The sequence below is a fragment of the Nocardioides daedukensis genome (genome assembly GCF_013408415.1).
In the GTDB taxonomy this organism is placed as follows: domain Bacteria; phylum Actinomycetota; class Actinomycetes; order Propionibacteriales; family Nocardioidaceae; genus Nocardioides; species Nocardioides daedukensis.
The window spans coordinates 3,216,183-3,239,816 of the sequence record NZ_JACCAA010000001.1 but is presented as its reverse complement, the minus strand read 5'-3'; the positions used below and the strand labels follow the sequence as shown (position 1 = coordinate 3,239,816).

The window sequence follows — 23,634 nt, the reverse complement described above, 5'->3', positions numbered from 1 at the left end:
TTCGCTGCCCACCGCCGACGAATGGGAGTAAGTTGCCCTCCGTGGCAACTCCGACTCTCGTGAAAGGCAGCCGGTCGACGCGATCCACGATCGCGCTGAAGCTCCTCATGGCCGTCACCGGCCTGGTCTTCATCGGCTATGTGCTGCTCCATATGTACGGCAACCTCAAGGTCTTCGCCGGCCAGGAAGCCTTTGATGAGTACGCGCACCACCTGCGCACCTTCGGGGAGCCGATGCTCCCCTACGAAGGTCTGCTGTGGGTGCTCCGCGTGGTGCTCCTGCTGTCCGTGATCGGGCACGCGTACGCCGCCTTCGCACTCTGGGCGCGCGCCTCCAAGGCCCGCACCCAGAAGTACGTCGTGAAGAAGGCCGTGGCCGCGACCCTCTCGTCGAAGATGATGCGCTGGGGTGGTGTCGCGCTGCTGCTCTTCGTGGTCTTCCACCTGCTGCACCTGACCACCCACACCATCAACGTCAACGGGGACCCCGAGTCGCCGTACGAGCGCGTGGTCAGCTCCTTCCAGCCCGAGCAGTGGTGGGTCGCAGTGGTCTACCTGCTCGCGATGATCGCGCTGGCCATGCACCTGCGCCACGGCGTGTGGAGTGCCAGCCAGACCCTCGGCCTCACCAACACCGCCAAGAGCCGCGCGCGGGCAAACTTCGCCGGCGTCTTCCTGGCCGTGGTGATCGCCGGCGGATTCGCGCTGGTCCCGCTGTCCATCCTCACCGGCATCGTTGACTGAAGGCTGATATCCCCATGACTGACACGAACGTGACGAGCGACGCCGCGGGCTTCTTCACCCTCGGCGAACCGATCGCAGACACCAAGGCACCGGCCGACGTCCCCGTCCCCCAGCGGTGGGAAGAGCGCAAGGCCCACGCCAAGCTGGTCAACCCGGCCAACCGTCGCAAGATCAAGGTGATCATCGTCGGGACCGGCCTGGCCGGCGCCGCCGCCGGTGCCACGCTCGGTGAGGCCGGCTACCAGGTGGAGAGCTTCTGCTACCAGGACTCCCCCCGCCGCGCCCACTCGATCGCCGCCCAGGGCGGCATCAACGCCGCAAAGAACTACCGCAACGACGGCGACTCGACCTACCGCCTCTTCTACGACACCGTGAAGGGCGGCGACTTCCGCTCACGGGAGTCCAACTCCTACCGACTGGCCGAGGTCTCGGCGAGCATCATCGACCAGTGCGTCGCGCAGGGCGTTCCGTTCGCGCGCGAGTACGGCGGCCTCCTCGACAACCGGTCCTTCGGTGGCGTGCAGGTCTCCCGCACCTTCTATGCCCGCGGCCAGACCGGCCAGCAGCTGTTGATCGGCGCCTACCAGGCCCTCGAACGCCAGGTCGCAGCCGGCACGGTCACCACCCACACCCGCCACGAGATGCTCGAGCTGATCGTGGTGGACAACGTCGCCAAGGGCATCATCGTCCGCGACATGGTCACCGGCGAGATCGAGACCCACCTCGGTGACGCCGTCGTCCTGGCCACGGGCGGCTACGGCAACGTCTACTTCCTGTCCACCAACGCTATGGGCTCCAACGTCACCGCCGCGTGGCGTGCGCACCGCAAGGGCGCCTACATGGGCAACCCCTGCTACACGCAGATCCACCCGACCTGCATCCCGGTCTCCGGTGAGAACCAGTCGAAGCTGACCCTGATGTCGGAGTCGCTGCGCAACGACGGCCGGATCTGGGTGCCGAAGAAGAAGGAAGACTGCGCCAAGGACCCGCGCGACATCCCGGAGGAGGACCGCGACTACTACCTGGAGCGGATCTACCCGGCGTTCGGCAACCTGGTCCCCCGCGACATCGCCTCGCGTCAGGCGAAGTACATGTGCGACGAGGGCCGCGGTGTCGGTCCCGAGGTCGACGGCGTACGCCGTGGTGTCTACCTCGACTTCGCCGACATCATCGAGCGCGTGGGCCGCGACACCGTCGAGGCCAAGTACGGCAACCTGTTCGACATGTATGCGCAGATCACCGCGGAGAACCCCTACGAGGTCCCGATGCGCGTCTACCCGGCCGTGCACTACGTGATGGGTGGCCTGTGGGTCGACTACGACCTGGAGAGCAACGTCAAGGGCCTGTTCGTGGCCGGTGAGGCCAACTTCTCCGACCAGGGCGCCAACCGCCTCGGTGCCTCGGCACTGATGCAGGGGCTCGCAGACGGCTACTTCGTCCTCCCCTACACGATCGCCAACTACCTGGCTGACAGCCACGAGCGGATCGACGAGTCCCACCCGGCGGTCATCGAGGCCAAGAAGGACGTCGAGGAGCGGATCAACCACTTCCTCACCGTCAACGGCACCCGCTCGGTCGACAGCTACCACAAGGAACTCGGCCACATCATGTGGGAGTACTGCGGCATGGAGCGGACCAAGGAGGGCCTGACTAAGGCCATCGGTCTCATCCGTGAACTGAAGGCCGACTTCTGGAAGAACGTCAAGGTGCTGGGCAGCGCGGAGAGCCTCAACCAGAGCCTCGAGCGGGCCGGCCGTGTGGCCGACTTCTTCGAGCTCGGAGAGCTGATGTGCATCGACGCCCTCAACCGCCGCGAGTCCTGTGGTGGTCACTTCCGTGCCGAGTCCGCGACACCTGATGGTGAAGCGGCCCGCATCGACGAGGAGTTCGCCTACGTCGCTGCCTGGGAGTGGGCCGGCGAGGACGGCCACATGCCGGTCCTCCACCAGGAATCCCTCGCATACGAAGCCATCGAGATGAAGGCACGGAGCTACAAGTGAAGATCACACTCAACATCTGGCGCCAGGCCAACGCCTCGTCCAAGGGCGCGATGCAGAAGTACGACCTCGACGACGTCTCCGAGGACATGTCGTTCCTCGAGATGCTCGACCTCCTCAACGAGAACCTCAACGAGAAGGGCGAGGACCCGGTCGCCTTCGACTCGGACTGCCGCGAGGGCATCTGTGGCACATGCTCCCTCATGATCAACGGTGAGGCGCACGGTCCCGAGGTCACCACCACGTGCCAGCTGCACATGCGGTCGTTCAAGGACGGCGACACGATCACCGTCGAGCCGTGGCGCGCCGAGCCGTTCCCGGTGCTCAAGGACCTGATCGTGGACCGGTCCGCCTTCGACCGGATCATCCAGTCGGGTGGCTACATCTCGGTCAACACCGGATCTGCACCGGAAGCCAACAACCTCCCGGTGGAGAAGGCCAAGGCCGACCGCGCCTTCGACGTCGCCACCTGCATCGGGTGTGGCGCCTGCGTCGCGGCCTGCCCCAACGGCTCCGCCTCGCTGTTCCTCGGCGCGAAGATCACCCACCTCGGCGAGCTCCCCCAGGGCCAGCCCGAGCGGGAGTCCCGCGTGGTCGACATGGTCGCCCAGCACGACCACGAGGGCTTCGGCGGCTGCACCAACATCGGCGAGTGCACGGCGGCCTGCCCCAAGGGCATCCCGCTCGACGTGATCTCGCAGCTGAACAAGGACCTGCGCACCGCGATGCTGCACGGTCGCTGATCCACGCACCACCACAGAGGGCACCCACCGCGTTGGCGGTGGGTGCCCTCAGTGCTTTGCGTGGAGCCGAATGCCTGGGGCCGGCCGGGCTGAGCCGCCGGGGCTGGACGGCTGGGCAGGGGACCAGTCGGGCTCGGCCGGGGGTCGAGTCCGGTTGGGCCGTCAGCGGCGCGAGAGCCGTCGTACGAGCGCCACGAGCCCGAGCATCGCTCCCCCACCTGCCGCGAAGGCGAGCGTGGGTGAGGGCCGGTCTCCGGCTGTCCCGGCAGATGTCTTGGCAGAGCTCGCGCCAGCGGTCGCGCCGTTCTGCCCAGCAGCCGTCGGCGCGGGCGTCGCGGCGGCGACCTTGGCCACGTGGCCGCTCTGCACGCCTGCGCGATGGGCCCGGGCCTCCCGGGAGGTGTGCGCCCAGGCCGCGGCATACATCACCACGCGGGAGAAGTAGTTGATCCACACCACGAGGATGAGCGCGATGCCGAAGGCCTGGAAGGCCGGCTGGGACTTCGTCGAGGCGATCAGCAGCGTGGAGATCTGCTTGAGGATCTCGAAGCCGACCGCGCCGAGGAGCGCCCCCGACCACAGCGACCGCTTCGGCACGTCCGGGTCCGCCAAGAGCCGGAAGATCGCGAAGAACAGCACCATGCTGGCCGCGACGCCCACGAGCACCGAGATCACCATCAGCAGTGGGCTGAGCCCGAGACCGAGCCCGAGCAGCTCCAGGACCTCGCGGGAGAACCGGGAGATCAGGCTGGAGACCGCGACGCTGACGATCATCACCACGCCGATCAGCGCCAGCGAGACCAGGTCGCGGGCCTTGCCGATCACGAAGTTGGGCTGCTCGCGCTGGGGGGTCTCGAACATCACCAGCAGCGCTTCACGCATGCCGGACAACCACCCGAGGCCGGCATAGAGCACACCGGCCAGACCGATGAGCCCGACGGCACCGGCGGCGTCCTGGATGGCCTCCAGGGAGATCTGGCCCTCGTCCTCCCCCACCATGCCCGGCAGCACCGAGCCGAGCGCCTCGGTCAGGTTCTCCTGGGCCTCGGGATAGACCTTGGCCACATAGCCGATCACGAAGAAGCCGAGGGCGAGGATCGGGAAGAACGACAGGAAGGCGAAGTAGGTCACCGCACCTGCCTGGAGGTTTCCCTTGACCGCTCCGTAGTGCTCGTTCATCCGCATCAGGTGGTCGAACCACGCACGCTTGGCGCGCAGTCGGGCCACCTTGAGGCTCAGGCGTTCCTTGAGAGAGGCCACGGTGTCTCACCCTTCCGAGTTGGGTGTGGCGGGCACGTCGGGGGCCGGGACCCCGCTTGGTTCACCGGCAAGTGCGAAGGACCGGCTGATCCGCCAGCCGACCTGTTCGTCATGGACGTAGAGGTGGAACTCGCTCGCCTCGAACTGGCACTCGAAGTCTGCGAGCTCTGAGAAGGCACGGTCCAGCGCCTCGCTGGGCAGGTGGTGCGCAATCGTCACGTGTGGGTGGTAGGGGAAGTCCAGCTCTTGTCCCAGCGGGCCGCTGCGCGCGACGTTGGCCAACTGCTCACACTCGGAGATCCCGCGCACCACACCGACGAAGACCACCGGGGAGACCGGACGGAAGGTGCCGGTGCCCCTCAGGTGGATCTCGAAGCGAGAAGTTCGTTCGGCGACGGCACTGAGGTGGCTCTCGACCGCGTCCATGTCCTCGGCCTCCAAGGGCGGCACGAGCGTGATGTGGGTCGGGATCTTCGTCGCCGACTCGTCACCGATGGACGTCCGGTAATTCTGCAACCGGGTCGCCCATGGCTCGGGAATCGCGATGGATACGCCGATGGTGGACACGTTCAGGACTCTAACGCCCCACGGGGGGAACGAATCCGACCCGGTCATAGACGTCGGCCAGGGTCCGTTCGGCGACCGCGCTAGCCTTCGCCGCGCCGGCAGCGATCACGTCGTTGAGCCGGTCGCGGTCCTCGAGCAGTTCCAGGGTGCGGTTGCGGAAGGGCGTCACGAACTCGACCACGGCCTCGGCCAGGTCCTTCTTGAAGTCGCCGTAGCCCTTGCCGGCGTACTGCTCCTCCAGCGCTGCGACGGGGGTGTCGGTGATCGTGGAGTAGATCGTCAGCAGGTTGGAGACCCCGGGCTTCTCGTCCGCGTCGAAGCGCACCTCGCTGCCGGAGTCGGTGACCGCGGAGCGGATCTTCTTCGCGCTGACCGAGGGCTCGTCGAGCAGGTCGATGATGCCGGCCGGCGAGGAAGCCGACTTCGACATCTTGGCGGTCGGCTCCTGCAGGTCGGTGATCTTCGCCGTCTCCTTGGTGATGAACGGCTCGGGTAGGCGGAAGGTCTTCTTGTAGCGGTGGTTGAACCGCTGCGCCAGGTCGCGGGTGAGCTCGAGGTGCTGTCGCTGGTCCTCGCCCACAGGGACGTATTGCGGCCGGTAGAGCAGGATGTCGGCAGCCATCAGCACCGGGTAGGTGAACAGGCCGACGCTGGCAGCGCCCTCGCCCTGCTTGGCGGACTTGTCCTTGAACTGGGTCATCCGGCGCGCTTCGCCGAAGCCGGTCAGGCACTGGAGCACCCATCCCAGCTGGGCGTGGGCGGGCACGTGGCTCTGCATGAAGATCGCCGACTTCTCGGGGTCGACCCCGGCCGCGATCAGCTGGGCGGCCGCGCGCAGGCAACGGTCCCGCAGCTGCTTGGGGTCCTGCTCGACGGTGATGGCGTGCTGGTCGGCGATGAAGAAGAACGGCTCGAACTCGTCCTGCATGGTGACCCACTGCCGCAGCGCACCCAGATAGTTCCCGAAGTGGAACGAGTCAGCCGTCGGCTGGATTCCGGAGAGGACGCGGGGGCGAGCGGGCGCGGCGGTGGACATGGGCACATTCTTTCACTGCGCCGGGCCCTGTGCTCACCGGGTGCTCTGCTCACCTGATGCGTGCTCACCTGTGCCGGGCTCACCTGTGCCGGGCTCACCGGATCATGCATGCCCACCCCGGGGTGGGGTACCAGATCGACACCGCACCCGACGCGAGGAGTTCTGTGGTGACCTCACTGTGGCTGGACCGCGCCCGACCCATTGCCAGCGACCCGCTGCCGGAGAGCGGCGTCGACGACCTCGTGGTCGGAGCCGGCATCACCGGGCTCACCACCGCACTGCTGCTGGCCCGCGCGGGTCGCCGCGTCGCCGTGGTCGAAGCCCGGTACGTCGGGGCCGTGGCCACCGGCAACACCTCGGCCAAGCTGAGCCTCCTTCAGGGCACGAAGCTCTCCACGCTGCTGCAGCACCAGTCCCACGACGTGGCGGCTGCCTATCTCGACTCAAACCGCGAGGGCCAACAGTGGTTGCTCCGGTTCTGCCGCGACCACGAGGTCCCGGTGCAGTCCCGTGCCGCGGTCACCTTCGCGGCCTCGACCGGCGAGCGTTCGTCGGTGCGAGCCGAGTACGACGCCGCCCGCCGGCTCGGGCTCGACGTGGCCTGGCACGAGCGCCTGGACACCCCCTTCCCCAACCACGGTGCCGTGGTCCTCGACGACCAGGCGCAGTTCGATCCGATGGATGTGCTCCAGGCGTTGGTCGAGCAGCTGCGCAGCCACGGCGGCACGCTGCACCAGGGGGTCCGGCTGACCGGGGTGAGCTGGCTGGGGCGGGCCCGGGCCACGCTGCAGCACACCGCGGGAGCAGAGGCTGCCGCGAACGATGTCCCGTCCAGCTCCGAGCTCGAGGCCGATGAGGTCATCCTGGCGACCGGTGCCCCGGTCCTGGATCGCGGTCTCTACTTCGCCAAGCTTGAGCCGAAGCGCTCCTACGTGCTCTCCTACCGGGCCGCAGGGTCCATCGGCGAGCTCGAGGCGATGTACCTGTCGGCCGGGAGCTCGTCGCGCTCTGTTCGTGACGCACCGGGTGCCCCGGGCGAGGCCGGTCACCTGCTGGTCGGTGGGAGCGGGCACGGAGTCGGGCGGACCGGCTCCGAGCTGGCGCACGTCGAGGAGCTGCGCCGGTGGACCGATCGTCACTTCCCCGGCGCCGTCGAAACCCATGCCTGGTCGGCGCAGGACTACACCTCGCACGACACGGTTCCCTATGTGGGCCTGCTGCCGCGTGGAGCTGGCCGGATCCACGTCGCCACCGGCTTCGACAAGTGGGGCATGACCAACGGGGTGGCCGCGGCACGGAACATCTCCGGGTCGATCCTCGGCCAGCAGGTCCCGTGGGCGCGGACCCTGGGCCGACGGGTGACCCGTCCGCGTGGCGCCGCCCGGATCCTCTCGATGAACGCCCGGGCGGTGGGGGCGAACGCGCTCTCGCTGCTGCGTGCCGAGTCGCGGACCGCTCCGGACGAGCTGCTGCCGGGCACCGGCGAGGTCGGCCGCGCGGGTGTCCTCCCGGTCGGCAGCTCGCGGGTCGAGGGCCAGACCTGCCCGGTGGTGGCGCTGTGCACCCACGTCGGGGGCACCTTGAAGTGGAACGACGCGGAGCAGACCTGGGACTGCCCCTGGCACGGCTCCCGGTTCGCTCCCGACGGCACAGTGCTGGAGGGCCCGGCCACCCAGCCCCTGGTCCGCCGACCGGTCAGCGGGGAGTCGACCAACTGATCGAGCCCTCGGTGTCGCTGAGTGCTGCCGTGCGGTTGTGCAGCAGCCAGGCGGCGACCAGCACGGCGAAGCCGGCGGCGGACAGTCCGGCGCCGACCAGTGCCGGCGAGCGGTAGCCCCACCCGGCAGCGATCACCAGACCACCGAGCCAGGCGCCGAGCGCGTTGGCAGCGTTGAGCGACGCGTGGTTCATCGCCGCACCGAGCGTCTGGGCGTCGCCGGCAACCTCCATCAGCCGCAGCTGCAGATTGACCACGAGCACCGAGCCGAGCGTGGAGATCGCGAAGACGACCGGGATCGCCCACCAGCCGTGCGGAACGACGAGCGCGAAGAGCAGCAGCACCAACCCCATCCCGAGTGCGGAGCCGAGCAGCGTCCCGAAGACGGACCAGTCGGCCAGCTCACCGGCCAGCCAGGTCCCGAACGTCATCCCGAGCCCGAAGGCGAGCAGGAAGATCGGCACCGAGGACTCAGCGAGACCGCCGACGTCGGTCAGTGTCGGGGCGATGTAGGAGTAGACGGCGAACATCCCACCGAAGCCGATCGCACCGGCCAGCAGGGTCAGCCAGACCTGGATCCGGGAGAAGGCGGCGAGCTCGCGTCGCCCGGTCGCCTCGCGGTCGGCGGCGAACGACGGCACGTAGGCCAGGATCATCGCCACGGTGGCGACCCCGAGCACGGCAACCGCGATGTATGCCGAGCGCCAGCCGAGGTTCTGCCCCATCCAGGTGGCTGCCGGGACGCCGATCACGTTCGCGACCGAGAGACCCAGCATGACCAGTGCAACGGCGCGACCCTTCCGACCCGGCGCGGCCATCTCGGCGGCCACCAGCGACGCAACCCCGAAGTAGGCACCGTGCGGCAGCCCGGAGAGGAACCGGGCGAGGGCGAGCAGCTGATAGCTCCCGGCGAGCGCGCTCAGCCCGTTGCCGACGGCGAACGCGACCATCAGGGCGACCAGCAGGGCCCGTCGCGGGAACCTGGCCCCGAGGAAGGCCAGGACGGGTGCGCCGACGACCACGCCCACGGCGTACGCCGAGATCACGTGCCCGCTCCTGGGGATCGACACCGAGACGCCCTCGGCGATCTGCGGCAGCAGCCCCATCGTGACGAACTCGGTGGTGCCGATGGCGAAGCCGCCCATCGCCAGCGCCAGCACGGCGAGGCCGAAGTGCGATCGGGTGGCGTCGCGGGTGGCGGGGGCTGCGGTCGTCATACTCATCCCAGTCTCCAACCTCGGCGCGTATCCGACCTATTCCGTGGCGTCGGGCACGTCGCACGGGTTGCCGTTCCGGTCCTGCAGTGCCTGAGCCGCTGAAATGCCGAACCGGCCCGTCGCGACAGGTGTCGGGACGGACCGGTTCGGTGTGGCTCAGACGCTGAGTGCGTCGATCAGCGCGTTGAGCGTGTCCGAGGGACGCATCACCTTGTCGGCCTTGGCCTGGTCGACCTTGTAGTAGCCGCCCACGTCGGCCGGGCTGCCCTGCACACCGATCAGCTCGGCGTTGATCTTCTCCTCGTTGCTGCGCAGCGCACCCGCGAGCTCCGCGAACGCAGCGGCGAGCTCCGCGTCCTCGGTCTGCTTGGCGAGCTCCTCGGCCCAGAACAGCGCGAGGTAGAAGTGCGAGCCACGGTTGTCGATCGAGCCGACCTTGCGCGCCGGGGACTTGTTCTCGAGGAGGAACGTGCCCGTGGCGCGATCCAGGGTGTCGGCCAGGATCTGCGCCCGCGCGTTGTCGTTGGTCTGCGCGAAGTGCTCGAAGCTGACAGCGAGTGCCAGGAACTCACCGAGGCTGTCCCAACGCAGGTAGTTCTCCTTGACCAGCTGCTGCACGTGCTTGGGCGCAGAGCCGCCGGCGCCGGTCTCGAACAGGCCACCGCCGTTGATCAGCGGGACGACGGAGAGCATCTTGGCGCTGGTGCCGAGCTCGAGGATCGGGAACAGGTCGGTGTTGTAGTCGCGCAGCACGTTGCCGGTCACCGAGATGGTGTCCTGACCCTTGCGGATCCGCTCGACCGAGAACCTGGTCGCCTCGATCGGCGAGAGGATCCGGATGTCGAGGCCGTCGATGTCGTGCTCGGCGAGGTATTCGTTGACCAGCGCGATCAGGTTGGCGTCGTGGGCACGGGTCTCGTCGAGCCAGAACACGGCCGGGGTCTGCGAGGCACGGGCCCGGGTCACTGCGAGCTTGACCCAGTCGCGGATCGGGACGTCCTTGGTCTGGCAGGCACGCCAGATGTCACCGGTCTCGACGTCGTGCTCGATCAGCACCTCGCCGGCCTTGTTGACCACCTGCACCTTGCCGGCCGAGGCCAGCTCGAAGGTCTTGTCGTGCGAGCCGTACTCCTCGGCTGCCTGGGCCATCAGCCCGACGTTGGGCACGGAGCCCATCGTGGTCGGGTCGTAGGCGCCGTTGGCACGGCAGTCCTCGATGACGGCCTGGTAGATGCCGGCGTAGCTGCTGTCGGGGAGGACGGCGAGGGTGTCGGCCTCGTTGCCGTCGGGGCCCCACATGTGACCCGACGTGCGGATCATCGCCGGCATGGAGGCGTCGACGATCACGTCGCTCGGCACGTGCAGGTTGGTGATGCCCTTGTCGGAGTCGACCATCGCCAGGCGGGGACCCTCGGCAATGCCCTTGTCGAACGCGGCCTTGATCTCGGCACCGTTCTCGAGCTTGTCGAGGCCGGCCAGGATGCCACCGAGACCGTCGTTGGCCGAGAGGCCGGCGGCGGCGAGCTGGTCGCCGTACTGCTCGAAGACGTCGGCGAAGAATGCCTTGACGACGTGACCGAAGATGATCGGGTCCGAGACCTTCATCATCGTCGCCTTGAGGTGCACCGAGAACAGGACGTCGTCGGCCTTGGCGCGCTCGATCTGGGCCTTGAGGAACTCCTGCAGCTGGGCCACGTGCATGACCGTGCCGTCGATGACCTCGCCGGCCAGGACCGGGACGGACTCGCGCAGGACGGTGGTGGTGCCGTCCTCGGCGACGTGCTGGATGCGCAGCTCGTCATCGGCCGCGATGATCACCGACTTCTCGTTGTGCCGGAAGTCGCCGTCCTCCATCGTGGCCACGTTGGTCTTGGAGTCCGCGGTCCAGGCACCCATCGAGTGCGGGTTCTTGCGGGCGTAGGCCTTGACCGAGGCGGGGGCGCGGCGGTCCGAGTTGCCCTCACGCAGGACTGGGTTGACGGCCGAGCCCTTGACCTTGTCGTAGCGGGCCCGGATGTCCTTGTCCTCGTCCGAGCGGACCTCGTCGGGATAGTCGGGCAGGGCGTAACCCTGGGCCTGGAGCTCCTTGACCGCGGCCTTGAGCTGCGGGATCGAGGCGCTCACGTTGGGCAGCTTGATGATGTTGGCCTCGGGGGTCTTGGCCAGCGCGCCGAGCTCGGCGAGCGTGTCCTCGACCTGCTGCTCCGCAGGGAGGAGGTCGGTGAACTGGGCCAGGATGCGCGCGGCCAGGGAGATGTCGCGGGTCTCCACGTCCACGCCGGCGGTGGAGGCGTAGGCCGAGATGATCGGGAGGAAGGAGTGAGTCGCCAGCATCGGCGCCTCGTCGGTGTAGGTGTAGAGGATCTTGGCCATGGGTGCGGCATCTCCCTGCTGTCGGGTTCTCATCTGTCTTGACGTCAAGATACCTGACGCCTGTTCCAGGCCCAGCCTCGCACCCGGGTCCTCGCGGGTCCAGAGTCGAGCACCCTGCGTCGTCTAGAGTGCGGTGCGTCCCCTGAACGCCAGGGGTTCACGCCTGCATTGAGGGGTTCTCGGATGACCGACACAGAAGCCGCACACCCGACCACCGCACCACCGACTCTTGCCCAGAAGCTCGGTGCCGAGGCGCTGGGCACCTTCGTCCTCGTCTTCTTCGGCGTCGGCGCTGCGATGTCCATCGACAAGGTCGGCGTCACCGGCGTCGCCCTCGCCTTCGGCATCTCGGTCCTGGTGATGGCCTACGCCGTGGGTCACATCTCCGGTGGGCACTTCAACCCGGCGGTCTCCGTGGGTGCCGCACTGGCTGGCCGAATCGCCTGGGTCCAGGCGGGGATCTATGCCGCCGTCCAGGTGGTCTCGGCCATCGTCGCCGCCGCCGTCCTCTTCCTGATCTACAAGGGCTTCGACGGCTGGGACGCCGAAGGCTCGATGGGGCAGAACAGCTTCGGTGACGACGGCTCCGGCCTGGCGCTCTGGTCGGCGCTGATCGTGGAGATCATCGCGACCGCGCTCTTCCTCTATGCCATCCTCGCCGCGACCGACAAGCGCAACCCCAGTGCCGCAGCCGCCCCTGCAGCCATCGGTCTGGCCCTGACCGGGATCCACCTCGTGCTGATCCCGTTGACCGGCACGTCGGTCAACCCGGCCCGTTCGATCGGCCCCGCCCTCTTCGCCGGCTCCGACGCGATCATCCAGCTGTGGCTCTTCATCGTCGCTCCGCTCGTCGGCGCTGCGATCGCCGGTCTGACCTACGCGCTCATCTTCGGTTCGGACGGCGACCGAGTTCCCGGCTCCGGGCTCAACTTCGGTGGCGGCAACCCGCAGGCGACCGGCTTCGCCGCCGGCTGGGACCCCAACGGCCACCCCGGCCAGCAGGGCGGGTTCGACCCGAACGCCCAGCAGTGGGGCGGCCAGCAGCAGTGGGGCGGTCAGCCCCAGCAGGGTGGTTACGACCCGAACGCACCCCAGCAGTGGGGCGCAGCCCCCGCACCCGACCCGGCGCAGCAGCAGTGGGGCGGCCAGCCCCAGCAGGGCGGCTACGACCCGAACGCCCAGCCGAACGCCCCGCAGCAGTGGGGCGCAGCCCCGGCACCCGACCCGGGTCAGCAGCAGTGGGGCACGCCGGGCCAGGGCCAGGAACAGGGACAGCAGCAGTGGGACACCCCCGAGGGTCCCGACGACGGCTCGCGCACCCAGATCCGCCCGAACGACTGAGGCACCGCGCTCAAGAACGACACCCGGGGCACCACACCCTGGGCACTGGCCGGATGCCGGGGATCATCCCCGGCGTTCGGCCAGTTCCATCTCGCCGAACGCGTTCCCGGACTGCTCAGCCCGCACCAGCCCGACGTCGCGGGCATAGGAGCGGGTCTCGGTGATCCCCGGCAGGACCTGTTGGGCAACGCTCACCGTGACCACGTCCTCGAAGTCACCGGCAGGCACCCGGACCGAGCCAACCAGATCCAGCACCTCGATCCGCCCCACGGGTCTCCCCTTGTCGGACCCGGCAGCGAACCCGTCACCGACTCGTGGCACGGCCGGCATCACCAGACCTGCCTCGGCGCGGCCCACACCGGCCTTCCACGAGGACTGGACCTTGGGCCGGCCGTCCACCAGCGCGGTCACCTCCTGGCCGAAGAGCCAGACGTTCCCCCGGTCGTCAGCGGCATACCAGGACGTGGTCTCGGTCAGCACCTCGTCGGCCGAGCGGACCACCGTCCTGATCGGCGTGGTCGCCACGCCCGCGATCACCAGGTCGTCGTCGAGAACACTCAGCTCGGTCTCGGTGGCCAGGGTCTCCCCCTCGTGCCGGAACAGCGAGACCGACCCGGGCTCGAGCGGGAACCAGTCGTTGGCCCGAGGATCGTCGAAGTCGTGGGTGTCGATCTCGGGTGCAGGGATGACGAGCCCGTCCACCCCGGACGGATCGATCCGCTCCGGGGCCGAGCCACAGCCGGTCAGGACCGCACCGGCGAGGACCGCCGCAAGCGCAAGGGCCGGGACGCGGGTCCGATTCGCAGGCATGGGCTACAGCATCCCATCCACGGAACCCGGACTGCCCGCCGGCCGCTGCCGCTGCTAGCGTCGGAGTCGATCATCCGCTTCCTCGAAGGAGACCCCCGTGAGCACACCGCTCAAGGTTGCCGTCACCGGCGCCGCCGGCCAGATCGGCTACAGCCTGCTCTTCCGTTTGGCCAGTGGCGCCCTGGGCGACCGGCCCATCGAGCTGCGACTGCTCGAGATCACCCCTGCCCTGAAGGCGCTCGAGGGCGTCGTGATGGAGCTCGACGACTGCGCGTTCCCGAACCTGACCGCGGTCGAGATCGGCGACGACGCCGAGAAGATCTTCGACGGCGTCAACCTCGCCCTGCTCGTCGGCGCCCGCCCCCGTGGTCCGGGGATGGAGCGCGGTGACCTGCTCTCGGCCAACGGCGCCATCTTCACCGCCCAGGGCAAGGCACTCAACGCCGCCGCCGCGGACGACGTACGCATCGGTGTCACCGGCAACCCGGCCAACACCAACGCCCTGATCGCGATGACCAACGCCCCCGACATCCCCGACGAGCGGTTCTCGGCGCTGACCCGCCTGGACCACAACCGGGCGATCTCGCAGCTCGCCGCGAAGACCGGTGCCAGCGTCAACGACATCAAGAAGATGACGATCTGGGGCAACCACTCGGCCACCCAGTACCCCGACGTCTTCCACGCCGAGATCGGCGGCAAGAACGCGGCCGAGGTCGTGGGTGACCAGGCCTGGATCGAGAACGACTTCATCCCGACCGTCGCCAAGCGCGGCGCGGCCATCATCGACGCACGCGGTGCCTCCTCGGCCGCGTCGGCCGCCTCGGCGACCTGCGATGCGGCCCGCGACTGGCTGAACGGCTCGGCCGAGGGCGACTGGGTCTCGATGGCCGTTCGCTCCGACGGCTCGTACGGCGTTCCCGAGGGCCTGATCTCCTCCTTCCCCGTCACCACCAAGGACGGCAACTGGGAGATCGTCCAGGGCCTCGAGATCGACGAGTTCTCGCGCGCCCGGATCGACGCCTCCACCGCTGAGCTCGCCGAAGAGCGCACCGCGGTCACCGAGCTCGGTCTGATCTGATCCACCGCGAACGGCCGCCGTCCCCGAGGGGATGGCGGCCGTTCTCGCATTTCGGTCATGCCCGCGTGTGGGGCGCCAGCGTTGCGTTCGGACGAATGACGAACAAATGACGGGCGATCGACGGGGCGATCGGCGTGATCAGCGGATCTGGTCGGGGATCGTGGTCGCCAGCACGATGATCGCGACGCCCATCGCGACCAGGATCGCGGCATCGACGTAGCGGTTGCGCACCTTGAGCATCCCGGTGTTCGCCTCGGGGATCATCAGACGGGCGCCCGCGCCCAGCAGCATCGACACCGCCAGGACGCTCACCCCGACGCGCCACGGCCCGAGTGCGGCCACGACCACGCCGGTCAACGCGCCGGCAAGGACTCCCAGATAGACCAGGCCGCCCAGGGTGCGGGGCTTGGTGACCTCGGTGGCCTTGCGCAGGTCGACCTTGTTCTCGGAGCGGGAGTCGGGCTCCTCTGATCCGGACACGTCAGGCCGACTGGCTCTCGGCGATCGAGACCACGTTGGCCAGCAGCATCGCGCGGGTCATCGGACCCACTCCGCCCGGGTTCGGGGAGACCCAGCCCGCCACGTCCCAGACGTCTGCGGCCACGTCCCCGGCGATCTTGCCGTCGACGCGGGAGACCCCGACGTCGAGCACGGCGGCACCGGGCTTGACCATGTCGCCGGTGATGATGCCCGGCACGCCCGCAGCGGCCACGACGATGTCGGCGCCCTTCACGTGAGCGGCCAGGTCGACGGTGCCGGTGTGGCACAGGGTGACCGTGGCGTTCTCGGAGCGGCGGGTGAGCAGCAGGCCCAGGGGGCGACCAACAGTGACACCGCGACCGATCACGACCACTTCGGCCCCGGCGATCGCGACGTCGTGACGGCGCAGCAGCTCGACGATGCCGTACGGCGTGCACGGCAGCGGCGCCTCGTTGCCGAGCACCAGCCAGCCGAGGTTGGTCGGGTGCAGGCCGTCGGCGTCCTTGGCCGGGTCGATCAGACCGAGCACGCGGTTCTCATCACGCCCACGCGGGAGCGGCAGCTGGACGATGTAGCCGGTGCAGGCAGGGTCCTCGTTGAGGGAGCGGACGGCGTCCTCGATCTCCTCCTGCGAGGCGACCTCGGGCAGGTCGGTCCGGATGGACTCGATCCCGACCTCTGCACAATCCTTGTGCTTGCCGTTGACATACCACCGGCTGCCAGGGTCGTCGCCGACCAGGATCGTGCCCAGCCCCGGGGTGATCCCCTGCTCCTTGAGAGCAGCCACGCGACTGCGCAGCTCCTCCTTGATGGCAGCAGCGGTCGCGGATCCGTCGAGCTTCTGTGCAGTCACGTGGTCATCCTGTCATCTGGGGACGTCGTGCGTCGTGGCGGCGAGCGGCCGCAACGCAGGCCATGGAGTGAAACGTCCCGCATCGGCAACGACCGGCGCGACCGGTGCAGGACGGCCGCGGATCAGTGGGCGAAGTGGCGGGTTCCGGTGAAGTACATCGTCACGCCGGCCTTCTCGGCCGCGGCGATGACCTCCTCGTCGCGGATCGAGCCGCCGGGGGCGACCACCGCGCGCACGCCGGCGTTGAGGAGCACCTCGAGGCCGTCGGCGAACGGGAAGAAGGCGTCCGAGGCAGCGACCGAGCCGGCAGCGCGGTCCCCGGCACGGGAGACGGCCAGTCCGCAGGAGTCGACGCGGTTGACCTGGCCCATGCCGACACCGACGGAGGCGCCGTCGTTGGCGAGCAGGATCGCGTTGGACTTCACCGCGCGGATCGCACGCCAGGCGAACTGCAGGTCGGCCACGGTGGCCTCGTCGGCAGGTGCGCCGGCAACCAGGCGCCACCGCGACGCGTCGTCACCAGTGGTCGAGGTGCTGCCGTCCTTGTTGGTGATCTCACCCGCCGCGTCGATCCCGTCGCGTTCCTGCACCAGGAGCCCGCCGGAGATCGGGCGGAACTCCACCCCACCGGGCAGGGGCGGGTTGGCAACCAGCAGGCGCAGGTTCTTCTTGGCGGTGAGGATGTCGAGCGCGGCACCGTCGAAGCCGGGCGCCACGATGACCTCGGTGAAGATGTCCTTGACCGTCTCGGCCATCTCGGCGGTGACCGGTCGGTTGGTGGCGATGATGCCGCCATAGGCCGAGACCGGGTCGCAGGCGTGCGCCTTGGCGTGCACCGCCGCGATGTTGTCGTCGGGGTTGCCGACCGCGATGCCGCACGGGTTGGCGTGCTTGATGATCGCCACGGTGGGGTTCTCGCCGTGGTCGTAGGCCGCCCGGTAGGCCGCGTCGGCGTCGATGAAGTTGTTGTAGGACATCTCCTTGCCGTGCAGTTGCACACCCTGGGCGACCCCGCCCTCGGGCTGACGGCCGATCCGGTAGACGGCCGCCTTCTGGTGCGGGTTCTCGCCGTAGCGCAGTACGTCGGACTTGGTCCAGGTCGCCGCCATCCAGGGGGCGAAGCCGGAGCCGTCGGAGGTGTCGGTCAGCACGCTGCCCATCCAGGAGGCAACAGCGACGTCATAGGTGGCGGTGTGCACGAATGCCTCGGCAGCCAGCTTCTTGCGCTGCTCGAGGGTGAAGCCACCGGCGGCGACGGCCTCGAGGACCTCGCCGTAGGCGTCCGGGGAGGTCACGATCGCGACCGAGGGGTGGTTCTTGGCCGCGGCGCGGACCATTGACGGGCCGCCGATGTCGATCTGCTCGACGCACTCGTCCGGGGTGGCCCCGGAGAGGACGGTCTGGGTGAACGGGTACAGGTTGGAGACGACCAGGTCGAAAGGCTCCACCTCCAGCTCGGCCAGCTGCTGCACGTGGGAGTCCAGGCGACGGTCGGCGAGGATGCCAGCGTGCACCTTGGGGTGCAGGGTCTTGACCCGGCCGTCGAGGCACTCCGGGAAGCCGGTCAGGTCCTCGACCTTGACCACGGGCAGGCCCAGGTCGGAGATCAGCCGGGCCGAACCGCCGGTGGAGACCAGGGTGACGCCCGCGGCGTGCAGGCCCCGGACCAGTTCCTCCAGTCCCGACTTGTCATAGACGGACACCAGGGCCCGCTTGATCTCGATCCTGTCCACGGGGGCGGCACTCATGATCCGAACCGGACCTTCCTGTTGGTGATGATGATTCCTTCGCGGGCCATCCGGCCCACGTTGTCGACGAGCATGGTGCGCTCGGCGACCTTGATTCGTTCGTGCAGGCTGGCCACGTCGTCGTCGTCCTCGACCGGGACGACTGCCTGGGCGATGATCGGCCCGGTGTCGACTCCGCCGTCGACCACGAAGAGGGTGGCGCCGGTGACCTTCACGCCGTAGGCGAGTGCGTCGGCCGGACCGGACGTGCCGGGGAACGCCGGGCACAGTGCAGGGTGGGTGTTGACGACCCGACCACCGTGGGCCTCGAGGAAGTCCTCGCCGACCAGCTTCATGAAGCCGGCCAGCACGACCACGTCGGGGTCGAAGCGAGACACCGTCTCGGCGAGCGAGCGGTCCCACTTGCCACGGGAGGTGAACTGCTTCACCGAGCGCACGAAGGTGGGGATGCCGGCACGCTCGGCGCGGGCCAGGCCCTCGACGCCCTCACGATCGGCGCCCACCGCAACCACACTCGCGCCGTACGCCGGGTCCTGGCACGCGTCCATCAGCGCCTGCAGGTTGGTGCCTGCGCCGGAGACGAGCACCACGAGACGCTTGGTGCGGGAGGGGGTGACCACGCACGGGAGTTTATCGGCCCCCGTGCCGGTCCCCCGCATCGGTGTCAGCCAGCCAGGTGCCCCCACCGGGGTGCCAGCTCGGACCAGGGGCCCACGCCCGCCACTTCCCCGTCGACCAGAACCACGACCCGGTCCGCGCGGGCCAGCGCAGCCCGCTTCGCGCTCGCGCCGATCACCGTCGCCTGGCGCGCTCGCAGCGCGCTCCACAGCTCGATCTCGGTGCTGGCGTCCAGGGCACTGGACACGTCGTCGGCGAGCACCAGCTCGGCCTCGGTCGCCAGCGCTCGTGCCAGGGCGAGGCGCTGCACCTGTCCACCGGACAGGCGTACGCCGCGGTGCCCGACCAGGGCGCCGGGGCCACCCGCGTCGCTGACGTCGGCTTCCAGCCGGGCGTCGCGCACCGGTTCGTCGAAGGCCCGTTCGTGACCGAGACGGACGTTGTCGGCGAACGTCCCGGAGAGAACCCGGGGCACCTGGGCCACGTGGCTCACGTTGCCCGGGCGCATGAAGGTCTCGGGGTCGGTGACCGGCTCGCCGTTCCAGAGGACTTCACCGCGGTGACCGATGAGCCCGGTCAGCGCCGAGAGCAGGCTCGACTTGCCCGAACCGACCTGTCCGACCAGCAGCACCAGCTCACCGCGCTGGATCTCCAGGTTGACCCCGAACACACCGATCGTGCCGTCGTCGTGGACGGCCGAGAAGTCGCGCAGCTCCAGCGCCCGGAGCCCGACGCGTTGCACCGGCGCCGGGGCCGGGGCGTCGCCGGTGACCAGGTCGACTCCCTCGGGCAGGTGCATCAGGTCGACCCCGCCGGCGAACCGGCTGGCCTCCTGCTGCCAGGCCCGCGTGCCCGGTGCCTCGGTGACCACCATCCCCGCGACCCGGCCGAACCAGTCGAAGCCGGAGACGGCGTTGGCGACGAGCAGGGCGATGGCCAGGCCCCAGACATCGGCGAAGTAGAACGCCCACGCCGCCACCACGCCGCACTGCACCATCAGCATCGGCACACCGTCGAGGAAGGCCTGGACACGGTGCTCGCGCACCGCTGCGTCCACGCGCCCGGAGTCGACCTCGCGCAGATGACGGCGTACGTCGGGAGTGGCCGCGGCCAGCTTCACCGTGCGCACCGATTCGAGCGAGGAGACCAGGGCCCGGCCGAAGCTGGCGCGCGCGGTCGACGCGGCTGCGGCGGAGCGACCGGCGATCGGGCGCCCGAATGCCGAGGCCAACGCCGAGGCGACCAGCACCGCGAGCAGGATCAACCCGGCCAGCCAGGTGCCGGCCAGCAGCGCGGTGACCGCGGCGATGACCATGCCGTTGAAGAAGTCGACCCAGCGGTCGGCGTAGCGGGCGTAGCGGTCCGCATCCATCGAGCGGGCCACCACCTCACCGGCGGGGGTGCGGGGCAGGCGACGTTGCGCGGTCTGCCCGAACAGGATGCTCATTCGGGTGCGCAGCATGACCTCGATCCACCAGCGCGGGTAGCGCCAGAAGGCGTCGGCCAGCATCAACGGGGCGGCCAGCAGGGACGCCGCCAGTGCCAGCACCAGCCAGCTGGGCGTCTCGCCGGCTTGCAGCTCCTCGACGATGCGACCCCAGACCAGACCGGTGACGGCGCCCTGGGCGCCCAGCAGCGAGGCGAACAGGAACAGCGCCGCACCGGCGATGCCCCAGGCGGGGCGCACCAGCAGTGCGCTGGTGATGCCCCGTGCCAGCGACGGGCCGGTGCCCACCTCGGGCAACGACGGCGGGAGTCCGGTACGCCGGGTGCCCCCGACTGCGCCGCCCACGGCGTGGTCAGGAGTCGAGTGCTCCTCGGTCTCCGGCTCGGGCTGGTCCTCCAGCTCCTCCTCGAAGCCATGGTGCGCGCGGCTGGCCAGGAGCAGGTCCCGGAACGGTCCGGGCTCCTCGGCGAGGCGGGAACGAGAGCCCTGCTGCACCACCGTGCCGTGATCGAGCACGGCCACGAGCGGTGCCCGCTCGATCGTGGAGAGCCGGTGCGCGATCAGGATCCCGGTGCGGCCGGTCAGCAACCTGTCCGCGGCGGCGACCACGCGCATCTCGGTGAGCGGGTCCATCCGCGCGGTCGCCTCGTCGAGGACGACCACTCGCACGTCACGCACGAGCAGTCGGGCGAATGCGACCAGCTGCTCCTCCCCCGCGGACAGCGAGGTGCCGCCCGGCCCCAGGGGCGTGTCGAGGCCTTGCGGGAGGCCGGCCACCCAGCCGGTCAGGCCGAGCTCGCGGACGGCTTGCTCGACCACGGTGCGCTCGATGTCGCCGAACAGGGTGATGTTGTCCAGGACGGTCCCGGCGAGGATCTCGGTGCGCTGGGTGACCACCCCCACCGCGGCACGCAGCTCTTGCAGGTCGAGGTCGCGCACATCGACCCCGCCCAGGAACACGCTCTGGCGAGGGGGTTCCACGGCTCGCGAGATCAGCGAGGCGAGGGTCGACTTCCCGGACCCGGTGCGCCCGACCAGGGCGATGGTCGCCCCGCCTGGGACGTGCAGCGTGACGTCGCGCAGGGCGAAGCTGCCCTCCGTGTAGCTGAAGTCGAGTCCACGCAGATCGAGATCAGGCACCGTCCCGGTGGGAACTGGCTGCCCGCCCTTCTGCTCCGGTGGCATCGCGAGCATCTGGCGCAGTCGGATCACTGCACCCAGCCCGGCCTGGAGGTCGGGAAGGTGGTTGGCCAACATGGCGACCTGTCCCACGAACGTGGAGGTGACCAGGAAGAGGGTGACCAGCCTGGCAACGCTGAGCCCGCCCCCGACGGCCAGCGCCACGCCGCTCACCGCGACAGCGACGAGCAGCGCGTGCAGCAGGACTCCGGCTCGCCGCGCCAAGCGGCTCTCCACCTGGACGACCTCGTGGAAACGGGCGTGGACGCGGGCGGAGACGGCGGCGACGCGGGCCACGACGTGCGCCTGGCCGAGGCTGGTGCGCAGGTCGTCGCGACCCGCCACCCCTTCCTCGAGCGCTGCGGCATGGTCCGTCCAGGCCATCTCCTCGATCACCTTGCGACGCGAGATCTCGCCGAGCATCGGGCGGACCACGAACCAGGTCAGTGCGGCCAGGGCCGGGAAGAGCAGCCAGGCGGGCCACCAGGTCACGCCGGCCACGATCCACATCGGCAGCACGCCGAACACGGTCCGCGACATCATCCAGATCTGCCAGCGCGACAGGTTGCCGACCTCGTGGGTGTCGTCGTCGACGCGGTCGAGGATCTCGCCGACTGCCTGCTCACCCAGGGTGGCCAGGGGCTGACCCAACGCGGCGTCGAGCAGGTCCTCGCGCAGTCGGCCCTCGACGCGGTCCGACAGCCCGACCCAGACCACCTTGCCGAAGGTGTCGATCAGGGAGGCGCCGATGACGCAGGCGGCCAGGATCAGCACCAGGTTGCGAGTGGGGTCCTCGGCGAGCTGACCGGCGATCACCGTCCCGGCAGTGGTGCCCAGCGCGGCAATCGCCGAGCAGACCAGCGCCATCACGGCCAGCGGCGAGCGCAGCCGCCGCCAGTCGACGGTGCGCGAGGGGTCCACCTCTGCCCCTGTGGAGAGGGGCGGGGGCTGGTCCTGGCTGGTCTCTGCAAGTGCCTGTGTCATAACCGTTCGACACTACGCTGGAACACCGACGCGGCTCATCCCATTTTCCGTTGCCCCGGTCACGTCCGGCACGGTCTCGCGGTCATCCCAGCCAACGGTCAGCGGGGGCCACCCGTCAGTCGGTGGGGTCGCCCGCCGTACGCCGGTGCCACCAGGTGGCGACGAGCCCACCGATCAGGCCGCCGATCCCGAGCGAGACCATGGCGTGGAAGACGACCTCTCCGGCGAGTGGCCCGACCTCGGCCATCCGGCCCGGGCCGACCGCACCGCCGGCGAGTGCCGCTAGGACCCCCAGGCCCAGGCCGGCCAGGACTCCGCCGACCACCCCGCGCAGGGCTCCCTCGTCCCAGCCGAGGACCGGGTCCTGACGCTGGAAGGCGAACACCGCCACGGCCGCGGTGAGGACCGGCACCACGAGCAGCGCCGGCATCCACCCGGGCGTCGGGCCGTTCTCGGGCAGGGCGGCCAGCATCGGGAACATCGGCACCGGCCCGATGGCCACGGTCGCCGGGGAGACCAGGGTGCCCGTGCCCACGGTGAATCCCGGGCCGAGCAGGAACGAGGCGGAGAAGACCATCGCGTTGGGCACCAGCACCAGCATCACCAAGCAGAAGATGACCCCGTCGCCGAGGTCGAGGTGCAGCTGCGACATCACGCTCATCGCGGCGCCGAGGTCGAGCAGCAGGGAGCCAACGAAGAAGAGCAGCGAGACACCGAGGAACCAGCGCATCACCGACCACGCGGTCAACGCCGTCGCGCGCACGCTCGCGGGTGCCAGGGAGAGCCAGATCGCGGCACGGCCGGACCCGATGGCGATCCCGCCCCCGCCGATCAGTGCCGCCAGCGCGAGCGACCACAGCACCACGGCCCCGGTGCTGGGCAAGGTCTCCTGGGTGCCGCTGAGCACCGAGACGAGCACGCCGATCACGACGTACACCGCAGCGAAGAGGCTGGTGGCCACCGGGACCGTCCAGTCCCGCTCGCCATCGGAGAGGGCGTCGGCATCGGGGCCGTGCCCAGCAACCTGTTCCCCGAGGCGCAGTCCGAACTTCCACGTGCTGAGGGCGCACAGCGCGGTGAGCCCGAGGGGTACGGCGGTGACCGCGGCGCCCCGGATCGTCACTCCGGACCCGTGGGCCATCAGCCAGGCCATGCCGCCGGTGCGGAGTGCCTCACGGGGCGCGCCGTGGACGCCGCCGTCCGCGAGGAACCAGCCGATCACCGCGATCACGAGGCAGGCGACAAGGGTCACCCCGGCCGCACAGGCGCCTGCGCCCGTGGCGAGCAGGGCCAGCGGACGGGGCCGGGTCGGGCTGCCGGGAGCCCGGGGAGCCGAAAGGGTTGCAGTCATCTCCCGCCCATCTTCGCCCTGGGCGGCATCGCTGGATGGTTGCACACGCCGCGGGACCGGTTTCCGCATCGTCCGGGCACCCCGTACGGTTG

At 69.6% G+C, this 23,634-nt stretch carries 18 protein-coding genes; 6 read left to right on the top strand and 12 right to left on the bottom strand.

Features of this window, described 5'->3' with window-relative positions; all coding sequences use genetic code 11:
- Positions 1-41 precede the first annotated feature (41 nt).
- From BJ980_RS15820 to BJ980_RS15810, 3 genes are read left to right on the top strand one after another with little or no spacing between them, the layout of a single operon-like run.
- Positions 42-743, top strand: a complete 702-nt coding sequence (locus BJ980_RS15820; protein ID WP_179503174.1) for a succinate dehydrogenase/fumarate reductase transmembrane subunit — start codon at positions 42-44, stop codon at positions 741-743.
- 14 nt (positions 744-757) lie between these two features.
- Positions 758-2,743 carry a fumarate reductase/succinate dehydrogenase flavoprotein subunit gene (locus tag BJ980_RS15815; protein ID WP_179503173.1) on the top strand — a complete coding sequence of 662 codons (1,986 nt, stop codon included), beginning with the start codon at positions 758-760 and terminating at the stop codon, positions 2,741-2,743.
- Complete coding sequence (locus BJ980_RS15810; protein WP_179503172.1) at positions 2,740-3,483, top strand: succinate dehydrogenase/fumarate reductase iron-sulfur subunit; 744 nt, start codon at positions 2,740-2,742, stop codon at positions 3,481-3,483. The genes BJ980_RS15815 and BJ980_RS15810 overlap by 4 nt, the downstream gene beginning before the upstream one ends.
- A gap of 162 nt (positions 3,484-3,645) precedes the next feature.
- Here BJ980_RS15810 and BJ980_RS15805 read toward each other — a convergent pair whose 3' ends face one another.
- From BJ980_RS15805 to trpS, 3 genes are read right to left on the bottom strand one after another with little or no spacing between them, the layout of a single operon-like run.
- Positions 3,646-4,743, bottom strand: coding sequence for a YihY/virulence factor BrkB family protein (locus BJ980_RS15805; protein WP_343047836.1), 1,098 nt, complete (start codon positions 4,741-4,743; stop codon positions 3,646-3,648).
- Positions 4,744-4,749: 6 nt separating this feature from the next.
- The gene (locus BJ980_RS15800; RefSeq protein WP_179503171.1) at positions 4,750-5,310 is read right to left on the bottom strand and encodes a 2'-5' RNA ligase family protein; all 561 of its coding nucleotides are present in this window, start codon (positions 5,308-5,310) and stop codon (positions 4,750-4,752) included.
- Between the two features lie 10 nt (positions 5,311-5,320).
- A complete protein-coding gene (trpS, locus tag BJ980_RS15795) occupies positions 5,321-6,346 on the bottom strand; it encodes a tryptophan--tRNA ligase (RefSeq protein WP_179503170.1) in 1,026 nt (341 codons plus the stop codon).
- 167 nt (positions 6,347-6,513) lie between these two features.
- Here trpS and BJ980_RS15790 point away from each other — a divergent pair, with 167 nt between their 5' ends.
- Positions 6,514-8,064 carry an FAD-dependent oxidoreductase gene (locus BJ980_RS15790; RefSeq protein ID WP_179503169.1) on the top strand — a complete coding sequence of 517 codons (1,551 nt, stop codon included), beginning with the start codon at positions 6,514-6,516 and terminating at the stop codon, positions 8,062-8,064.
- Here the strand turns inward: BJ980_RS15790 and BJ980_RS15785 are convergent.
- Entirely contained in the window at positions 8,042-9,286 is a 1,245-nt protein-coding gene (locus BJ980_RS15785; protein WP_218855543.1) for an MFS transporter, read from the bottom strand. The genes BJ980_RS15790 and BJ980_RS15785 overlap by 23 nt on opposite strands.
- A gap of 150 nt (positions 9,287-9,436) precedes the next feature.
- On the bottom strand, positions 9,437-11,653 hold the full coding sequence (locus tag BJ980_RS15780) for an NADP-dependent isocitrate dehydrogenase (RefSeq protein WP_179503168.1): 2,217 nt from the start codon (positions 11,651-11,653) through the stop codon (positions 9,437-9,439).
- Positions 11,654-11,836: 183 nt separating this feature from the next.
- On the opposite strand from BJ980_RS15780, the gene BJ980_RS15775 reads away from it, so the two are divergent.
- Positions 11,837-12,994, top strand: a complete 1,158-nt coding sequence (locus BJ980_RS15775) for an MIP family channel protein (protein ID WP_179503167.1) — start codon at positions 11,837-11,839, stop codon at positions 12,992-12,994.
- Positions 12,995-13,057: 63 nt separating this feature from the next.
- On the opposite strand, the gene BJ980_RS15770 is transcribed toward BJ980_RS15775, so the two are convergent.
- A complete protein-coding gene (locus tag BJ980_RS15770; RefSeq protein ID WP_179503166.1) occupies positions 13,058-13,804 on the bottom strand; it encodes a hypothetical protein in 747 nt (248 codons plus the stop codon).
- Positions 13,805-13,901: 97 nt separating this feature from the next.
- Between BJ980_RS15770 and BJ980_RS15765 the strand changes: the two genes are divergently transcribed.
- Positions 13,902-14,882: a malate dehydrogenase gene (locus BJ980_RS15765; RefSeq protein ID WP_179503165.1), complete on the top strand. Its 981-nt coding sequence runs from the start codon at positions 13,902-13,904 to the stop codon at positions 14,880-14,882.
- 138 nt (positions 14,883-15,020) lie between these two features.
- On the opposite strand, the gene BJ980_RS19080 is transcribed toward BJ980_RS15765, so the two are convergent.
- The 6 genes from BJ980_RS19080 to BJ980_RS15735 all read right to left on the bottom strand — a co-directional run bounded on the left by BJ980_RS19080 (position 15,021) and on the right by BJ980_RS15735 (position 23,542).
- Positions 15,021-15,362 (bottom strand): DUF3017 domain-containing protein, encoded by a 342-nt coding sequence (locus BJ980_RS19080; protein WP_179503164.1) that lies wholly within the window; start codon positions 15,360-15,362, stop codon positions 15,021-15,023.
- A 1-nt stretch (position 15,363) separates the two neighbouring features.
- Positions 15,364-16,215: a bifunctional methylenetetrahydrofolate dehydrogenase/methenyltetrahydrofolate cyclohydrolase gene (locus tag BJ980_RS15755; RefSeq protein ID WP_179503163.1), complete on the bottom strand. Its 852-nt coding sequence runs from the start codon at positions 16,213-16,215 to the stop codon at positions 15,364-15,366.
- Positions 16,216-16,337: 122 nt separating this feature from the next.
- Positions 16,338-17,963, bottom strand: a complete 1,626-nt coding sequence (gene purH, locus BJ980_RS15750; protein WP_179503162.1) for a bifunctional phosphoribosylaminoimidazolecarboxamide formyltransferase/IMP cyclohydrolase — start codon at positions 17,961-17,963, stop codon at positions 16,338-16,340.
- On the bottom strand, positions 17,960-18,622 hold the full coding sequence (gene purN, locus BJ980_RS15745) for a phosphoribosylglycinamide formyltransferase (RefSeq protein ID WP_179503161.1): 663 nt from the start codon (positions 18,620-18,622) through the stop codon (positions 17,960-17,962). Before purN ends, purH begins: the two co-directional genes overlap by 4 nt.
- A gap of 5 nt (positions 18,623-18,627) precedes the next feature.
- Entirely contained in the window at positions 18,628-22,191 is a 3,564-nt protein-coding gene (locus tag BJ980_RS15740; RefSeq protein WP_179503160.1) for an ATP-binding cassette domain-containing protein, read from the bottom strand.
- 115 nt (positions 22,192-22,306) lie between these two features.
- On the bottom strand, positions 22,307-23,542 hold the full coding sequence (locus BJ980_RS15735; protein ID WP_179503159.1) for a cell division protein PerM: 1,236 nt from the start codon (positions 23,540-23,542) through the stop codon (positions 22,307-22,309).
- Between the last annotated feature and the right edge of the window lie 92 nt (positions 23,543-23,634).

What these genes read in the sequence shown, in the direction of transcription:
- BJ980_RS15785 (WP_218855543.1), bottom strand. Translation starts at nt 9,286, where the DNA reads ATGAGTATGACGACCGCAGCCCCCGCCACCCGCGACGCCACCCGATCG.
- purH (WP_179503162.1), bottom strand. Translation starts at nt 17,963, where the DNA reads ATGAGTGCCGCCCCCGTGGACAGGATCGAGATCAAGCGGGCCCTGGTG.
- BJ980_RS15815 (WP_179503173.1), top strand. Translation starts at nt 758, where the DNA reads ATGACTGACACGAACGTGACGAGCGACGCCGCGGGCTTCTTCACCCTC.
- purN (WP_179503161.1), bottom strand. Translation starts at nt 18,622, where the DNA reads ATGCGGGGGACCGGCACGGGGGCCGATAAACTCCCGTGCGTGGTCACC.
- BJ980_RS15780 (WP_179503168.1), bottom strand. Translation starts at nt 11,653, where the DNA reads ATGGCCAAGATCCTCTACACCTACACCGACGAGGCGCCGATGCTGGCG.
- BJ980_RS15770 (WP_179503166.1), bottom strand. Translation starts at nt 13,804, where the DNA reads ATGCCTGCGAATCGGACCCGCGTCCCGGCCCTTGCGCTTGCGGCGGTC.
- BJ980_RS15735 (WP_179503159.1), bottom strand. Translation starts at nt 23,542, where the DNA reads ATGACTGCAACCCTTTCGGCTCCCCGGGCTCCCGGCAGCCCGACCCGG.
- trpS (WP_179503170.1), bottom strand. Translation starts at nt 6,346, where the DNA reads ATGTCCACCGCCGCGCCCGCTCGCCCCCGCGTCCTCTCCGGAATCCAG.
- BJ980_RS15775 (WP_179503167.1), top strand. Translation starts at nt 11,837, where the DNA reads ATGACCGACACAGAAGCCGCACACCCGACCACCGCACCACCGACTCTT.
- BJ980_RS15740 (WP_179503160.1), bottom strand. Translation starts at nt 22,191, where the DNA reads ATGACACAGGCACTTGCAGAGACCAGCCAGGACCAGCCCCCGCCCCTC.